The organism is Arthrobacter sp. CDRTa11 (assembly GCF_026427775.1).
Classification (GTDB): Bacteria; Actinomycetota; Actinomycetes; order Actinomycetales; family Micrococcaceae; genus Arthrobacter.
In genome coordinates this window covers 2,260,309-2,275,596 of record NZ_CP044532.1, presented here as the reverse complement: position 1 = coordinate 2,275,596, position 15,288 = coordinate 2,260,309, and the positions used below count along the sequence as shown (strand labels likewise).

Genomic DNA, 15,288 nt, shown 5'->3' with positions numbered 1-15,288 from the left:
AAGGCACCTCCAATGGGAGATTTTGAAGGACTCACTGCCGTCGTCACCGGCGGAGCGTCCGGAATCGGACTCACCACCGCCCAATTGTTGGCATCACAAGGCGCCAAGGTCGCAGTGCTTGACAGGAACGTCGACTCTTTGCCGGCACCGCTCACCGGGTTCAAAGCCGACGTCACGTCGACTGCATCCGTCCGGGCTGCGATCCATGCAATTGGCACGTGGTCCGGCGGGATCGACATCGTAGTAAATAACGCCGGCGTCAGTGCCATCGGCACCGTGGAAGAGAACGACGAAGACCAATGGCGGAAGGTACTGGATGTAAACCTCATCGGCATCGCCCGGGTATCCGCGGCTGCCATGCCATGGCTGCGTAAGTCCCACCATGCAGCCATCGTTAACACCGGATCCGTGGCCGCACTGAACGGCCTGCCCAACCGCGCCCTGTACAGCGCCTCCAAGGGCGGGGTCCTGTCCCTTACCTATGCGATGGCCGCCGATGTGGTCCGGGAAGGCATCCGCGTCAACGTGGTCCTTCCGGGCACGGTGGACACACCCTTCGTTTCTAACTTCCTCAAAAGCTTCGATGATCCAATCGCTGAGCGGGCGGCACTGGACGCACGGCAGCCTACGGGCCGAATGGTTAGCACAGACGAAGTCGCGCACGCCATCGTTCATCTTGCCCACCCTGCGGCGACTTCCACCACGGGCACCGCCCTTGAGGTCGACGGCGGCATGGCCAACCTCCGGGTACGGCCGTGACATCGCCAGCACCCCGCTGCGGGACTGAAAGAATCAGCGAACCTGAGCGCCACGCCCTGGTGGTGGCAATCCGTCCGGGCATGCGGGAACGCTACCTCGAACTCCACGCCGCCGTCTGGCCACAGGTGGAGGCGACACTCACCGCCTGCAACTTGACCAACTACAGCATTTTCATTCGGGACGAGATCCTATTCGCCTACTACGAATACCGCGGCAAGGACCACGACGCCGACATGGCGCGAATTGCCGAGGACCCGATCACCCGGGAATGGTGGACCCACACCGATCCCTGCCAGTCCGCCTTTTTCCTTGACCTTCCCCCCAATGAGCGGTGGGCTGAGCTGCAGGAAGTCTGGCACCTCCCATGAGCGTGGAGCCGCACACCGTGAACCAAACGACCCTGCCCACCCGGCCCATAGCATCCACCGGGTTACGGATCTCCGAGATCGGCTTCGGGGCCGCCAGCTTGGGTAACCTCTACCGGGCGACCAGCGATACGGAGGCGCAACACGCCGTCGAGCGGGCCTGGGACCTCGGAATCCGGTACTTCGATACCGCCCCTCACTACGGTCTCGGCCTTTCCGAACGCCGTATAGGCGCCGCCCTAAAGCAGTATCCGCGGGATGAATACGTTCTCTCCACTAAAGTCGGAAGGCTCTTGGTCCCCAACCAGAACCCCCTAGGCCAGGACGGGGACTTTGTCGTCCCTGATGACCTGCGGCGTCAGTGGGACTTCAGCCAGGACGGGATCCTAAAATCCCTGAAGGCAAGCCTTGACCGGTTGGGCACAGACCGGGTTGACGTCCTCTACTCCCATGACCCGGACCAGAATTGCCCCGATTCCGCATGGCAGGCAGCTGAGACGTTGACCGAGCTTCGGGACTGCGGGGTCATCGGCGCCCGGGGCATCGGTACAAACTCCGCGGAGCAACTGGCCGAACTGTTCGCCGCCGATGCCATCGACGTCGCCATGCTCGCTGGCCGCTTCACGCTGCTCGAAGCCGACGGCATCCATGAACTCCTGGAAGCCGCCACCAAACACGGCAAATCCATCGTCGCAGTCGGTGTCTTTAATTCAGGCCTTCTTGCCAACCCCAGACCGCCGGCGGACGCCCACTACAACTACGCTCCGGCACCTGCCGAAATGCTGGCCCGCGCTAACCGGTTGGCCGACGTGTGCGAGGCGGCAGGCATCAGCCTCCCCCAGGCAGCCATCGCTTTCCCCTTGCGCCATCCCTGCGTTGCTAACGTCACCCTCGGGATGCGCACGCCGGAACAGGTGGAGCGAAACACCGCGCTGTACCGCTCCAACGTACCCGTGGAATTGTGGTCAGCGTTAGAGAACGAGCATTTACTCCCGCTGTCTCTCCCATAGTCCAACCCCGTTTCAAACTTCACACACCAGAATTTTCCGGAAAGAGCCCGTTCCAGATGCATCCAGACTCCTTGCCGTCTCCGACCCCATTACCCGCCGGTGCCACTAACCCGGGTAAGGAACCTCGCCCGGGTCAACAACGTGTGTCCGCAGTTCTGGCAATGGATACGGTCATGCTGGACGAGGTCTTCAGCGGGTCGGCGCTAGCGCGGCTGAAGGAGATAGTCGATCTGCCCCATGGCCCGATCTCCGGTCAGGCGCTAAGGGAACGCGATGATCTCGCGGCAACCGAAATCCTGGTCACCGGCTGGGGGGCTCCCCAGCTGGACGCCGGCATCCTCGAACGTATGCCGGCGCTGAAAGTCATAGTTCACTCGGCGGGATCCATCCGCAACCTCGTATCGCAATCGGTGTGGGACCGGGGCATCAGGGTCAGTTCAATGGTCGAGTTGAATAACGAGCCGGTCAGCGAGTTCGTCTACGCAGAGATAGTGCTGGCCCTCAAAGACGTCCACAGGAGAAGCGCTATCCTCCGGGCCCAGCGAATCCTGCCGCCGCTGAACACAGCGCACGGCATCTACGGCGCCACCATCGGATTAGTCTCCTTCGGCTCCATTGCCCGTAAAATCCGCGACCGGCTCTCCCCGCTCAACGCCGACGTCATCACCTGGGACCCCCTAATTACCGACGAAGACGCCAATCGGGCGGGTGTGCGGAGGGCAGTGGCGCTCGAGGACGTATTCCGCGAAAGCGACGTCGTCAGCGTCCATGCGCCTTGGATTCCGGGGATCACCGACAAGCTCATCGGCCGCGAGCAACTGCAGCTCCTCAAACCCGGCGCCAGCTTCATCAACACTGCACGGGGGGCTCTCGTGGACGAAGACGCACTGGTGGATGTGATGACCGAAAGGACAGATCTGTTCGCCATATTGGACGTCACATGGCCCGAACCGCCGATGCCAGACTCCGCGCTGTATACCCTGCCTAACGTCCACCTCACCGGTCATGCAGCGGGAAGCATCGGATCAGAGAGAACCGCTCTCGGGGACGGAGCCATCTCGGATGTGGAACGGTACCTCAACGGACTGCCCCTGCTCGGCGAGATCACCGAGGCGGTCGCGAAGAACCGCGCTTAAGGCACCCGCGTCGCCGGTCGGCACTGATCTGAGGCAAAACACGCTCACTAGGCTAGATACCGAAATACGGGCGTCCGACATCGGCCAGGATTGTCCCGTCGCCGGGCTTGATTCCCGGATAGACCTCCGATGTCCCGGACGTTCCGGTTCATCCAGCCGCCCAGCCTGACGGCCCGGCGTCGAAACATGCTGGGACAGGCACGGCGACGCCGGAATCCCCATCACAGCTCAGCCCTATTCGCGGGCTGTATCTACTTGTTTGAGGTGTAACCCGCTGCCGGCGGGAGTTCCCGGTTTGGAGACTCCTGACCGTCCGAAAGCAGCCCGTTTGAATTGTCCAGCAGGAGGAACCTGTCGCGACGATGGTTGGAGGGCGCCAAACGCGAGTCGGCGGATATCTACTCGTGCTCAAGTGGCCGGAGCAGCTGATCAGTACATAAAGAATTGCCCCGGCGGGGAGAACCGTGTTGGCTCTCCCGCCGGGGCAATTACGGGCAGACGATAGAGAGGATCGGGGTGGACGGCTATCCCTTTGTAGCGCCTGCGGCCAGGCCGCTCATGACATAGCGCTGCATCAGGATGAAGATCAGCAGGATCGGAACCACTGCCAGAAGCAGGGTCGGAAACACCTTGGTGTAGTCGGCCGAATACTGCCCAACGGACGCGTAGACGCCCGTGGTGACCGTATACAGGCCGCTGCCTGGCCCGAGGATGACCTGGGGGCTGGCGAAGTCATTCCAAACGCCGAGGGCGTTGAGAATGAAGACGGTGGCAACGATGGGCTTCATGAGCGGGAACACTATCCTCCACAGCGTGTACAGTCGGCCGGCGCCGTCCATTGACGCGGCTTCGTCCAGTGCCTTTGGCAGGAGCCGGATGAAACCCGTAAACACGAACAACGTGAAAGGAACTGTTGCAGAGGCCATGAACAGCACGAGTCCGGGGAACGTTCCCATCAATCCCAGCCCTCGGAGCACGAAGATAACCGGAATTAGAATCACTTGCGTGGGGATGAACATCCCAGCGATAAAGAACAACAGAATTGCCCTGAAGAGCGCCTTCGGGGAACGTGCGATGACGTAGGCGGCAGGGGCGCACACGCCGATGGAGACGATGTTGACGCAAATCACCAAACCACAGGTGATGAGGTATCCGAAGGGCACGCTGAACTCGCGGCTGTTCCATGCCTGAATAAGGAAATCCGGGGTTGCCGTGGCCAGATTCAGTTCAAACGGAGCACTGAGGATTGATTGCTGGTCTTTGAAGGAATTCACGATCAGCAGGTACATCGGGACGAGCATCGCCAGGCATAGCAGGCCTACAAAGCTAATCCGCAGCGCATTACTGATAGTTGCTGTTTTTCTCATCAGACGCTCTCTGCTCCTTCGTCAGCCTTTTTCCGCAGGGCAAGAACGGTGAAGGCAAGTATTGCTGCGGCGATGATCAGCAGCACGGATTCAGCCGATGCCAGTCCAATCCGCCGTTCCGGGAATGAGACCGACAGGATCTCGTAGGCAAGCGTTTTGGTGGATCCGGCGGGGCCGCCTCCGGTGAGGGAGACGACGACGTCGTAGGTCTTCAGCAATGAAATGCCTGAGGTGATGATGGCTACGGTGGCTGTGGGACCCAGAGCCGGCCAGGTCACCGACCTGAACAGCTGCCATTTGTTGGCCCCGTCGATCCGCGCTGCTTCCAGGAGTTCGGCCGGAATTGTTTGCAGACCGGCGAGATACAGGACCAGTTGGACGCCGAATTGCGCCCAAACGATGACACCTACCATCGTCCACAGCGCCCATAAGGGGTCAGAAAGGAACGGCAGGTCACCTTGACCCAACACTTCCCTCAGGGTGTTGACCGCTCCCTGTGGGCCGAGGATGGCGGCCCACAGGAAGCCCACAACCAGCATGCTGAGCACATGGGGGTAGAACATGACAACGCGTCCAAAGGTGTTGAAACGGTTCGTCTTTTGCAGCAGCAGGGCCATACCCAGTGCCGCGAAGTTCACCAGCAGCGAGCCGACCGCGGCGACAATCCCGGTCAAGACCATCGTTCCCTTGACGTCCGCTGATTCAAAGATCCGTTCGAAGTTTTTGAATCCGACGAATTTCGGTGTCTGTGAAGGGAATCCGTTGTAATCGGTCAGGCTGTAGTAGAAGGCGAACAACACCGGTACCACCAGTAGTCCCACATACACCAGGACTGCAGGAGCCACCATGCTGAATTCCGTCAGGACAGCACGGGTCTTGGCTTTGTTGCTTCTTTTGGTCTTGGTCGGTGGCTTGGGGCTAAGTTCAGCCCGGCTGGTTCTGGTCTCGGTTGTCACGGTTGTCATCCCTGGGATCACCGGTTCTCTTTAACCCACTGGTCGATCGAATTTGCAGCGTCCTGGGGCGAAGCGCCGGTGAACAGGCTCTGCGCTACCTGGGTGAAGCGCGGGTTGAAGCCAGCCACAGGAAGCTGGTTGTCGCCGGCGCCCTGACCCACCGATACAAGGCTGGGGGCGCTGTCTACAATTTTCTGAACATCTTTGCCGGCGTCGGACGTCTGAACGTCATAACCTGCACGGAAGCCCCCATCTGCCGTGAGCTGAGTCTTGATGGCCGTCTCGTCAGTGACCAGGTACTGCACCAGCTGCTTGGAGGCATCCAGGTTTTTGCTGCCCTGGTAGACCATGTACGGCGTGGCCATTGTGGCACCCTGCGGTCCCGGGTAGTCCTGTCCCTTGTCCACCGGAGGGGAGAAAACTCCAACTTCGAAGGGAAGATTCCCGGCTTTTACCAGCGTGGCTACAAACCAGCTGCCCAGCGGGTACATACCTACCTTGCCGCCAATGAAATTGGCATCCGCCGCGGAGGGATCAAGACCAACAGCGTCCTTCGCTATGTATCCGTCTTCGATCCACTTGGAGTACTTTTCAAACATGGGCTGGTAGGCTTGGCCGACCGTCAGGCTCTCATCGGTAACAGAGGACTGCCACTTGGGGTGTTCAATGTTCAGCGTCGGGTGCCACAGCTGCTGGAGCTGGAGGCCGGTCATGAACTGGCCAGCTGACTGGAGCGGAGTGAAGCCGGCCGTCTTCAGCTTCTGCAGCGTTTCGTTGAACTCATCCCACGTTTCGGGGGTCTTGGTGATGCCCGCTGCGGCAAAAGCTGACTTGTTGTAATAAACGAGGGACTGGGCCTGCGAGCCCACGCCTACGACATAGTTCTTGCCCTCCATCGCATAGGTGTCGGCCATTGGCGTGTCCTTCACCCAGCCCTCACCGGAGAGATCGACGAGTTCCGGGGCGGTCTGCTGGTCGGGAAAGAGGGACTGGATAACGTCCGGAGCGGTGCCTGCGGCCAACTGCGTGGGGAAGGTCTCGGCCACAGACTTGCCGGTGGGCCCTTCAATCTTGACGTCAATCCCGGTCTTGTCCTCAAACGGTTTTACCAGCTTGTTCCAATAATCCTGAGTGAGGTTATCGGTCAAATTGACGAGCATGCGCACTTCGCCGCCGGCGGTGGCACCGCTCCCGGAATCAGTGCTGGGTGACGAACATGCGGTCAGCAGGAGGAAGGGAACTGTTCCTGCGGCCAAGACAGCCGTGGCGCGGCGCCTCGTAGTTGCAAACATCATTGTCTCCATCTTGAAATAGGTGAGCCGTAGCAGAGGGTTCTGGGAAGCGCATTCCGTCGGCTATGGTGACTAACATAACACGTCTTATCTTTGCCGTCATTACTCGTAGCACACACGGAAGCAGAACTCATGTCAACAGCATCGTCGGCACCCAGCCAGCCCAGCCTGAATGCACTAGTCAGATGGATGAGCACCTGGGTAACGGAGGAGGGAGCCATCAATGGCTTCCACAATCACAGTGTTTGGGGCACCAACCCGGCCACATTTCTTGATTTCACCAGCGGGCACGCCGCCTTTTCCGCCCCAGCCCTTGGAGCTCTTGCCAAGATGCTGTCGGTCAACCCGGACCCCCGTGCCGTGGCACTGTGGAAGCGGATGATGCACTTCCAGTCCCATGCATTGCAGGATGACGGGTCGTATCGTCATGTAGGGTTTCAGGTCGGCGAATCGGCAACCATTGGTCTGATTCACAACGCCACAGGAAGCCTTGGCCTCCTGATGGGGCTGCGCTACGGACGGTCACTTCTCGACGATTCCGAAGTTGACCAGATTCTGAAGACCGTTCTCGGCAACCTCGAAGCCATGAAGACCTTTGGCAGTGGGCGGCCCTCGGAGGAGGGAACGTGTAATCAGGAGTATGCACGAGTGTGGGTCAAGCTCCTCTACACCGAGCTCACCGGCGACCCCCTATACAAGGAAGAGATTCCAGAGGACCTCGATACTCTCATCTCGCTGCATCACCACGCAGGCGTGCCGGACCCGGACTCGTCAGGTGCCTTCCGCACCGCAGCCGACCGGACCCGAGGGGGCATTCTCGAACCGGCAGAGTACTACGGGCTGATGATCGCACCACTCGTCACCGCCGCGCAGACCTACGGACTCCCAGGATTACTAGAAGAAGCCCGGCGCCTGGCACTCCACATTGCGCGCTCGGCCTGGATCGACCCTGAAGGAATGGTTCGCTTCCACCGCTACTGGTACGTTTCCGGGGACAAGGTCCTAAAAACAGATTCGCCGATGCTTATCGCTGGAATGGGTTTGACCCTTCATGGCATCTCCGAGCTCGTTAGAGTAGCGCCGGATGCCGAGTTGCAGAGCTTCATTGACCAGTGTTTGGCCACCTATGCCCACTACCAAACCCCGGCCGGGTACTTCGCTTCAGCAACCGGATGGCATAACGAGGCCGATGTCGCACCAAGCACCGCTTGGCACTCCCACGACCTGCTTTTCCTCGCCTTCCACCTCGGTGAAGATGACCCCGGCATATGGGACGAGGTCTTCGCACCCTTCGAGCGTCAGTCAGTGCTTACCACCGACCGGGCCTATTGGTCCGAGCAAGGCGTTCACTGGTGCATCAAGAGCCCACTCACCGCTGGTGACCTAAACATATTCGGACGAAAAGACCAATCGACCTTTACCAGAGAATTCTTCGCCTGGACCGACAAACCGCCATTGCCGGCAGAACTGCGGTACGACGAAGCCCTCACCCTGTTTGCCAGCAATGACGGCATCTACTGCACCTCTGGTGATGACACAAAAGCCGATATCACCACACTCGGGCAACTCCCGTACCGCGGGTGTATCTGACCGGCGAGGATTGCGTCGGGCCCCTCCGGAACCACCTCGAAAGCGAAGAACATGCAGACGCAGAACCGCCAAGCAGCTGGTTCAGTGGCCGAAGACCTCGTCAAGCTGTCCACCGACTGGCATACACTCCGGCCTGGGGAAGCACGTTGGTTCGGATACGGAAATCGGCCCGCAGGACCGTGGACTCTCGACCCTTTTTCGAAGGACTGGAGCATTCTCGGGACACTTGCGTCTGGAGCAGCGACAAGAAGGATGTATCACAAGGCGGATGGACAGGACATCTGGGTCGATCCAAGGGACATGGCTGGAGAATCCAAGAGGCCACGGGCAGACAAGTCTGGACGTGGCCGTAAGGGCAACAGGCAGCCTACCCCGCGTTCAGTGAAACGGGACACATCTGATAGGATAACGGAGCATACTTCGATTTATAGTGCAATCCGCTATTTTTGCGGACCAGCCAATGGAGAACATCGTAGTTCTAGTGGAGGATCAAAATGTCCATTATCGAGACTGACTATCTGGTGGTCGGGGCGGGCGCCTCGGGCATGGCCTTCGTTGATAGCCTCATCGAGCACTCTGACGCCGACGTCGTCATGGTTGATCGGCGCCATTCGCCTGGCGGCCATTGGCATGATGCCTACCCCTTCGTCAGGCTTCATCAGGCTGCAGCTTGCTATGGGGTTTCCTCAACTGATCTCGGCAAAGACCGTATTGACGGGTCCGGGCACAACGCTGGAATGTATGAGCTTTCGTCAGCCCCTGAAATTTGCGCCTATTTTTCGGACGTCCTGAACCGGGTGTTACTCCCCTCGGGTCAGGTTCGCTTTTTCGGTATGACCGAATTCCACGAGGACCGGCCGGGCGAGTACAGGCTCGTCTCACTACTCACCGGGAAGGAAACCACCGTCCGCGTTCGTCGTCGTCTCGTCGATGCCACCTACATAGAACCAGACATTCCATCACGGCGGAAACCGGCGTATGAAGTCGACCCGGGCGTCACGCTCGTAACACCTAATCAGTTGGTCAACCTAGGCAGTACGCCTGCCGGATTCACTGTAATAGGTGCAGGCAAAACTGCAATGGACGTGTGCACCTGGCTACTCGATCACGGGGTAGACCCCAACTCTATCTCGTGGGTCCGCTCGCGCGATGGTTGGTACATTGATCGCACGTGGACTCAGCCTCTCGATCTCGTACACACCCGCCTCAGATATCAGAGCACCTTGGCACAGGCAGCAGCAAAGGTGACGACTGGTCGCGGCCTTGCATACCAACTGGAAGACGCTGGCCTCTTCCTTCGACTTGACCGAACTGTGGAGCCAACTCAGTTCCGCGGTGCAACAATCAGCAAGTCGGAATTCAATCGTTTGGCCTCTATCGAGCGCGTGTCCCGTAGCGGCCGCGTCCAACGCATCAGAAGCGGCGGCATCGAGTTTGATCGGGGCCACGAAGCCCGCCCGCCTAGTGAAATCTACGTCGATTGCACAGCAACAGGGCTAAGGACGATCGCGCCAAAACCTGTTTTCGAAACAGGGCGAATGGCTTTGCAATATGTCACCCCTGGATACGCCTGCTGGAGCGCTGCAACCTTAGCCGTCGTAGAAGCGACCCGAAATGATGACGAAGAGAAAAACTATCTCTCACTGCCGGTGGTTTACACCGGGCACGTCGATGATCTTCTCTCCTTCACCAGCGCCAGTCTCACCAGCGCCTCCCGGCGTGAAGCACAGGCAGAAATTGCGGCGTGGTCAAGCAATACCAGGCTAAATCCAGCCCGGGGCCTCAACGAGCGAAAGCACCTGCCCGAGGTGAGCGCCGAGATAGCTCGTCTTAAGCTATGGCGAGAGGCCGCAATGAGCAACCTCGCACATCACGTCGGCGCTCCCCAACACGCCCCAGGGGACGATTTGCGAGTCCTCGCCTAGTCGCACCCAGCCCAGCAGGGTGGTCGTGCTGATGGGAGTCTCGCCACCGAGGCTGCTGTGGGGTCGGTGGTTGCGGGTTGGGTGCTTGGTTCAGGTTGAAGTGTTGGCGGCAGGCCCAGCCTTCCTGGACTATGCGTTTAGAGCGCCGCGCTTTGCCGTGTTGCCAAGGATCCCAAGACTTGATCAGGACGTGGTTGGCGCCCCCTTACGAGCTTGGCCGGCGTCCCGGGAGTCTGCCATGGCGGCCCGCAGCTCTGGTTAAGAGACCTGCGAAGGTGGGACCTCTCTCGCATCGGGCTGAACCCTTGGCCTAGACGAAGCGGATGTAGCCGTCGACGGCGACGTGACGAAACCCAGTTTCTGGTGTGACGTGCAGTGCTTGCCGGGCTTTGGGGCGCCCGGCTGGCCAGCCGCCGCACGTCGATGTAGATCATGTCCCGGGCATCGCGCTCATGGCGTCAGTCGGCGGGCCGTGAAATCCCAGACGGTGCCTCTGTCACCGAGTCCGATTCCTGCAGCCTCGGAAGGTCGGCTTGAACCAAGATCGAGAGGCGTCCGGGCGCTGACATCACAGCGCAATGCACATCTGGCCCTCGCTGTTCCACGTGTTTGTCAGGACCCCGACTACCATATTCGCAAGAGTGGCGTGCGGCCTAACTTGGGTCTGAAACTCCCGTCATTTACACGTCCTAACCGTGAGCCGGTACGGCTAATCCCGCGGTGGATGCAGTCCCGCGAGTTACGCATTTAATGGCCACATGGTCAGGACGCGGGCTCGACGAGAATTAGATCCATCCATCGGATGCCCCACGGTTTTGTGGACTCCTTGACTAAAACGAGCAGGTACATATGAAGGATGACCATACCCACGCCTTATGGGCGGAGCTCCCCCAGGATGGCATTGGTGTTGTGTTGCCCGCAAGGTCGAGGCGCCATTGGGCAGATCGCAGTGGATTTCGCGCTTTGGATCGCGACCGCTCATGCGCTGGCTCGCCCTAGCCGAGCGTAAGGAATCTGGGGCCGGCCCGCAGCATTGGAGGGGCGGGGATGGCACTGACGAAACGGAACCGGTTGTTGGAACAGGAGAATGAGATGCTCCATCGGGCTGCTGCCTATCCTGTCAGGGACATAAACCCCAAATGATGTACCCCGCTGGCCACGGCCGACAGCCACCAGACGGAATTTGTGCGCCTCGTTCGTCATGGCCTGGACCCAAAGAACTCTGTCTCCTGCGGCGACGTCAAAGACGGCTGGGAAAACCTACGCCTATCGAATAGAAACAATGAACCGGACCGCACTTGCAGCGGAGGGGCCCCCGAGTAATCAAAAGCCGTGGCACAGCAGCCCAATTCTCCACTGGCACATTCCATTGAGATGCTCACGCCTTAGCGGGAATGACCGCCGCTCCTGTCGCCTGCGTGCCCGTGTATCCAGCGGCTCCAGCTATCTGCCTTTTCGACGTTAGCTCCATGTGTCAGGGGCCGGTGGTGGGTGGCGCGCACTACCCGCAACTTCGATGGAAGCAAGCGGCCAAACCGCCACGTAGGAAGGCATACGCGGGAAGCTTGAGGTGTCGGCAAAGCTAAACGAACTTTGTGAGCGTGGCGAAATCCGGATCCGCCGGCAGAAGTCTGGTCCACAACGTCACATGGGTGTCGAGCTCTATAGCGGCTGCCGGCAACTCAGGTCGAGGCGACATAGCCACAGAGCGCGCAAGTCGGCCTTACCGAATTTCATCTGTGTGCATGGTGTAGCAGACGGCTGTTCCCTCGAGTACTACAGTGCCGTCTCCTCGCACCACCTGGGTGTTGAGGTTGGTAATTGGTTTATCCTCGCGCACTTGGGTTACTTCTACCCGTCCGGTAATGACGTCACCTGGCCGTACAGGCGCCTTGAAGTTCCAGTTAACGTTGAGGAAGACCGTGCCTGGTCCAGGCAGTTCCTCTGCGACCACGGCGTTGAGGATGGCGCTGGTAACGCCTCCTTGGACAACAATCTCGCCGAACTGGGACGCCTTTGCCACGTTCAGATCGTAATGTAGCGGGTTCCGGTCTCCGCTGATTTCTGTAAACAGCGAAATATCATTCTCGCTGATCGTGCGCGACAGTTCCGCGGTCTGCCCAACATGAAGTCGATTATGCGGCCAGTTGGAGGTCATCTCTGATCCTTTATTGGGAGCCATGCAGGTGAGTTCGCCGCCCTAGTCTTCATAAGGCAGGTTGTGCTTGTGTGTCTCTATACCTTCGGCTCAGCGGGAACGGGCGAGGTCGAGAGACTTGAACTTGGAATCGTGGAAGATGATTGGGCTTTCCTGGAGATGAACATCGGCACCATGGACCTCCAGGAGGGCTACGACGTGGTCGCCGGCGGGGTATTCGGCGAACAGGGAGCAGTCAAGCCAGAGGGAGCAGCCGGGGATCAGTATGGCTCCCCCATCGGTCGAAGTGTAGGAGATGTCGTCAAACTTGTCCGGATTCTTTGATGCCAGCTGGCGGCAGGTTAGCTCTTGACCGGTGCCAAGTATGGACACCCCGATTCTTTCTGCCTTGCGGAGGGACGGCCAGGTAGTTGAGCTGTTCTGTACGGCGACAGAGACCAGTGGCGGTTCAAGAGAGACTCCAACAGTGAACGACGACGCGGCCAGGCCTTTGGGCACTCCGTCAACTATCGCGCAAATGGCGGCAACGCCGGATGGAAAGTTGGAGAAGGCTTTGCGGACATCCAGGGATTCAGAGACGTTGATGACAGACATTGACGTTCCTTTCGACGGCGGCTGAGACACCCACCGATTATGAAAGCGAGCTTTTTTCGGAGTGTACTTTCATTAGAGCATTGCAGAGGTGATTTCGCAAGAGCTGGCGGGGCAGTTTTTTGGTCTGCAGACACCAGAACCGGCCAAGGCTGGGAGCAAGGGATAGGGCAGGTTCGGTTGTGCTTCAGGTTGTGAGTGTTCCCGCTAATGCGGAGATGCGCGTCGCCAATCGTTGCTCTATGGTTCTGGGGTCGCGGCCGCGGGCGTGTGTGGCGAGCACTTCGTGGACATAGATGGCGTGGATGTTCTGGGCGATCAGGCGCGGCGGCGACGGGCGGAGGACGCCGGCGTCCTGGCCTCTGTGGATGACCCGTTCGACGAGGGCGTGCCAGCGGTCGCCCTGTTCCAGGCCGCGTTGGCCGAAGTCTTCGGGGCTGAAGGAGTCCCGCACGTACACGTAGCCGCTGTCGGGGTCCCGTTTGTAGAGCCCGGCAAGGGATGTGTACATCGTTGTGATTCTGTCGATGTAGTACTGGGCCGTGCCATGTTCGGTGGTGTCTTTGGCGTCCTCGTCCAGGCAGGCTTGCAGCACGTCGTTGAAGAACTCCTCGTAGATGAGGAGGAAGAGGTTCTTTTTGTTGACCACGTACCGGAAGAGCGTTGCCTCGCCGATGCCGGCCCTGGCGGCCACTTCCTTGGTCGTGATGCTGTCGTATTCATTTTCGGAGAGCATCTCGCGAGCGGCGGCCAAAATGCTTTTCATGGTCTGGCGCTTCTTCCGTTCGCGCAGTGTCATGGAGGCCTCTGCTATCAGGGACACGATGCAGACTCGCCATTCATGGACGATTCAGTGCCATTATCACGTTGTGGACGCGGCCTTGATTTGAGCAACTGGAGGAGTGCGATTCCGACCACCGGTCCAAGGACGAGCGCAAGCACTGCCAGTTCCCAGCTCAGGGCCCCGGCAAGGAGCGGGAATAGGGCGATGCTGCCGGCGCTGATTGCATAGCCTCCAGCCATCTGTACCGAGAGCGCGCTGCCGACATGGGCTTCAGGGCAGTGGTCGCGGAGCAGGGCAGAAAGAAGGGCCGATTCTCCGACAACGGTCATCCCCCAGAGGACGCACAAGAACAGTAACACCGCTGGTTGCCAGGTGGCGCTTATCGCCACCAGGGTCGCCGCCGCGCCTGAAAGCAGCATGAACATCTGCGAAATCATGATTTTGCCAAAGCGGTCGGCTAAGAGTCCGGCGGCGATACATCCCAGAGCACCCGAAGCGATGATGACGAAGGAAGCCACCGCAACCAGACCAGTAGGCGCCGCGCCGCCGGAAATACGGTGGGCGAAGAGGGCGCCCACAAATGTCCACATGGCGTAGAGCTCCCACATGTGGCTGAAGTATGTCAGGTTTACAAGCAGGACTTTGCGGTTCCTGAGCACGGCAAGTCCCTGACGCAGGCTGACGCGGGTACCGGTGTCCCTGTATGGGGCGGTCCCCGGAACGAGAAGGAACAGTAGGCCGCCGACAATAGAGCAGATACTTGTGGCGATGATGACAACCCGCCAGTCCGCACTTCCGACACCGTTGATCAGGTGGGGTGCGGCCGATCCGATGGTCAGGGCGGCGAGCAGTGTGCTGGAAGCAAAACCTCGCCGTCCGGGGCTTACCCAGGCTAGGGTTTCTCGGACGGCAACAGGATAGATGCCTGCCAGGAAGATTCCTGTGGCCAGCCTCAGTGCGAGGGCGGCCTCGAAACCGGGAAACACAAGAAGCAGGAGATTGGCCGCCGCGGCGCCCGCCGCGCAGGAACTGTATAGTACCCGAGCGCTAAGCCGATCCGGCAGGCGCAGGAGCGCGGACGCGATGGCGCCGAGAATGAAGCCCGCCTGGACACCAAACGTCACCCAGAAGAGTTGAGCCTCCGGAACCTGCCATTGAGCGGAGATGCCTTTGATGATGAATGAGGCAGAAAACCAGACGCTGATGCTGAGCAATGTCGCGACGCAGATAATCAGGACCGCGCTCTTAGTGTGAGGTCTGGTGGTGCTAACTGCAGCAACCGTCGTTATGCCTGCCATGGTGGCCTTTCCGGCGCGCCGTCGACGCGCTTAGTGAGGACGCTCAGGTAACTGCAG

13 protein-coding genes are annotated in these 15,288 nt (G+C 59.6%); 6 read left to right on the top strand and 7 right to left on the bottom strand.

The window, feature by feature from the left end:
- Window positions 1–12 precede the first annotated feature (12 nt).
- From F8G81_RS10260 to F8G81_RS10245, 4 genes are all read left to right on the top strand, one after another.
- Window positions 13–759, top strand: a complete 747-nt coding sequence (locus tag F8G81_RS10260; protein WP_267278863.1) for an SDR family NAD(P)-dependent oxidoreductase — start codon at window positions 13–15, stop codon at window positions 757–759.
- Entirely contained in the window at window positions 756–1,127 is a 372-nt protein-coding gene (locus F8G81_RS10255) for an L-rhamnose mutarotase (RefSeq protein WP_267278862.1), read from the top strand. Before F8G81_RS10260 ends, F8G81_RS10255 begins: the two co-directional genes overlap by 4 nt.
- Window positions 1,128–1,144: 17 nt before the next feature.
- A complete protein-coding gene (locus tag F8G81_RS10250; RefSeq protein ID WP_267278861.1) occupies window positions 1,145–2,134 on the top strand; it encodes an aldo/keto reductase in 990 nt (329 codons plus the stop codon).
- Window positions 2,135–2,295: 161 nt separating this feature from the next.
- Window positions 2,296–3,270 carry a hydroxyacid dehydrogenase gene (locus F8G81_RS10245; protein WP_267278860.1) on the top strand — a complete coding sequence of 325 codons (975 nt, stop codon included), beginning with the start codon at window positions 2,296–2,298 and terminating at the stop codon, window positions 3,268–3,270.
- A gap of 524 nt (window positions 3,271–3,794) precedes the next feature.
- Here the strand turns inward: F8G81_RS10245 and F8G81_RS10240 are convergent.
- From F8G81_RS10240 to F8G81_RS10230, 3 genes are read right to left on the bottom strand one after another with little or no spacing between them, the layout of a single operon-like run.
- On the bottom strand, window positions 3,795–4,637 hold the full coding sequence (locus F8G81_RS10240) for a carbohydrate ABC transporter permease (RefSeq protein WP_267278859.1): 843 nt from the start codon (window positions 4,635–4,637) through the stop codon (window positions 3,795–3,797).
- On the bottom strand, window positions 4,637–5,593 hold the full coding sequence (locus F8G81_RS10235) for a carbohydrate ABC transporter permease (protein WP_267278858.1): 957 nt from the start codon (window positions 5,591–5,593) through the stop codon (window positions 4,637–4,639). The genes F8G81_RS10240 and F8G81_RS10235 overlap by 1 nt, the downstream gene beginning before the upstream one ends.
- Before the next feature lie 17 nt (window positions 5,594–5,610).
- The gene (locus tag F8G81_RS10230; protein ID WP_267278857.1) at window positions 5,611–6,888 is read right to left on the bottom strand and encodes an ABC transporter substrate-binding protein; all 1,278 of its coding nucleotides are present in this window, start codon (window positions 6,886–6,888) and stop codon (window positions 5,611–5,613) included.
- Window positions 6,889–7,074: 186 nt separating this feature from the next.
- Between F8G81_RS10230 and F8G81_RS10225 the strand changes: the two genes are divergently transcribed.
- Window positions 7,075–8,475, top strand: coding sequence for a hypothetical protein (locus F8G81_RS10225; RefSeq protein ID WP_267278856.1), 1,401 nt, complete (start codon window positions 7,075–7,077; stop codon window positions 8,473–8,475).
- Between the two features lie 494 nt (window positions 8,476–8,969).
- Entirely contained in the window at window positions 8,970–10,400 is a 1,431-nt protein-coding gene (locus tag F8G81_RS10220; protein WP_267278855.1) for an NAD(P)-binding protein, read from the top strand.
- Window positions 10,401–12,123: 1,723 nt separating this feature from the next.
- On the opposite strand, the gene F8G81_RS10210 is transcribed toward F8G81_RS10220, so the two are convergent.
- From F8G81_RS10210 to F8G81_RS10195, 4 genes are all read right to left on the bottom strand, one after another.
- Window positions 12,124–12,558, bottom strand: coding sequence for a MaoC family dehydratase (locus tag F8G81_RS10210; RefSeq protein WP_267278854.1), 435 nt, complete (start codon window positions 12,556–12,558; stop codon window positions 12,124–12,126).
- Window positions 12,559–12,648: 90 nt separating this feature from the next.
- Window positions 12,649–13,152, bottom strand: coding sequence for a flavin reductase family protein (locus tag F8G81_RS10205; protein ID WP_267278853.1), 504 nt, complete (start codon window positions 13,150–13,152; stop codon window positions 12,649–12,651).
- 184 nt (window positions 13,153–13,336) lie between these two features.
- Entirely contained in the window at window positions 13,337–13,972 is a 636-nt protein-coding gene (locus tag F8G81_RS10200; RefSeq protein WP_267278852.1) for a TetR/AcrR family transcriptional regulator, read from the bottom strand.
- Complete coding sequence (locus F8G81_RS10195; protein ID WP_267278851.1) at window positions 13,963–15,231, bottom strand: MFS transporter; 1,269 nt, start codon at window positions 15,229–15,231, stop codon at window positions 13,963–13,965. Before F8G81_RS10195 ends, F8G81_RS10200 begins: the two co-directional genes overlap by 10 nt.
- Between the last annotated feature and the right edge of the window lie 57 nt (window positions 15,232–15,288).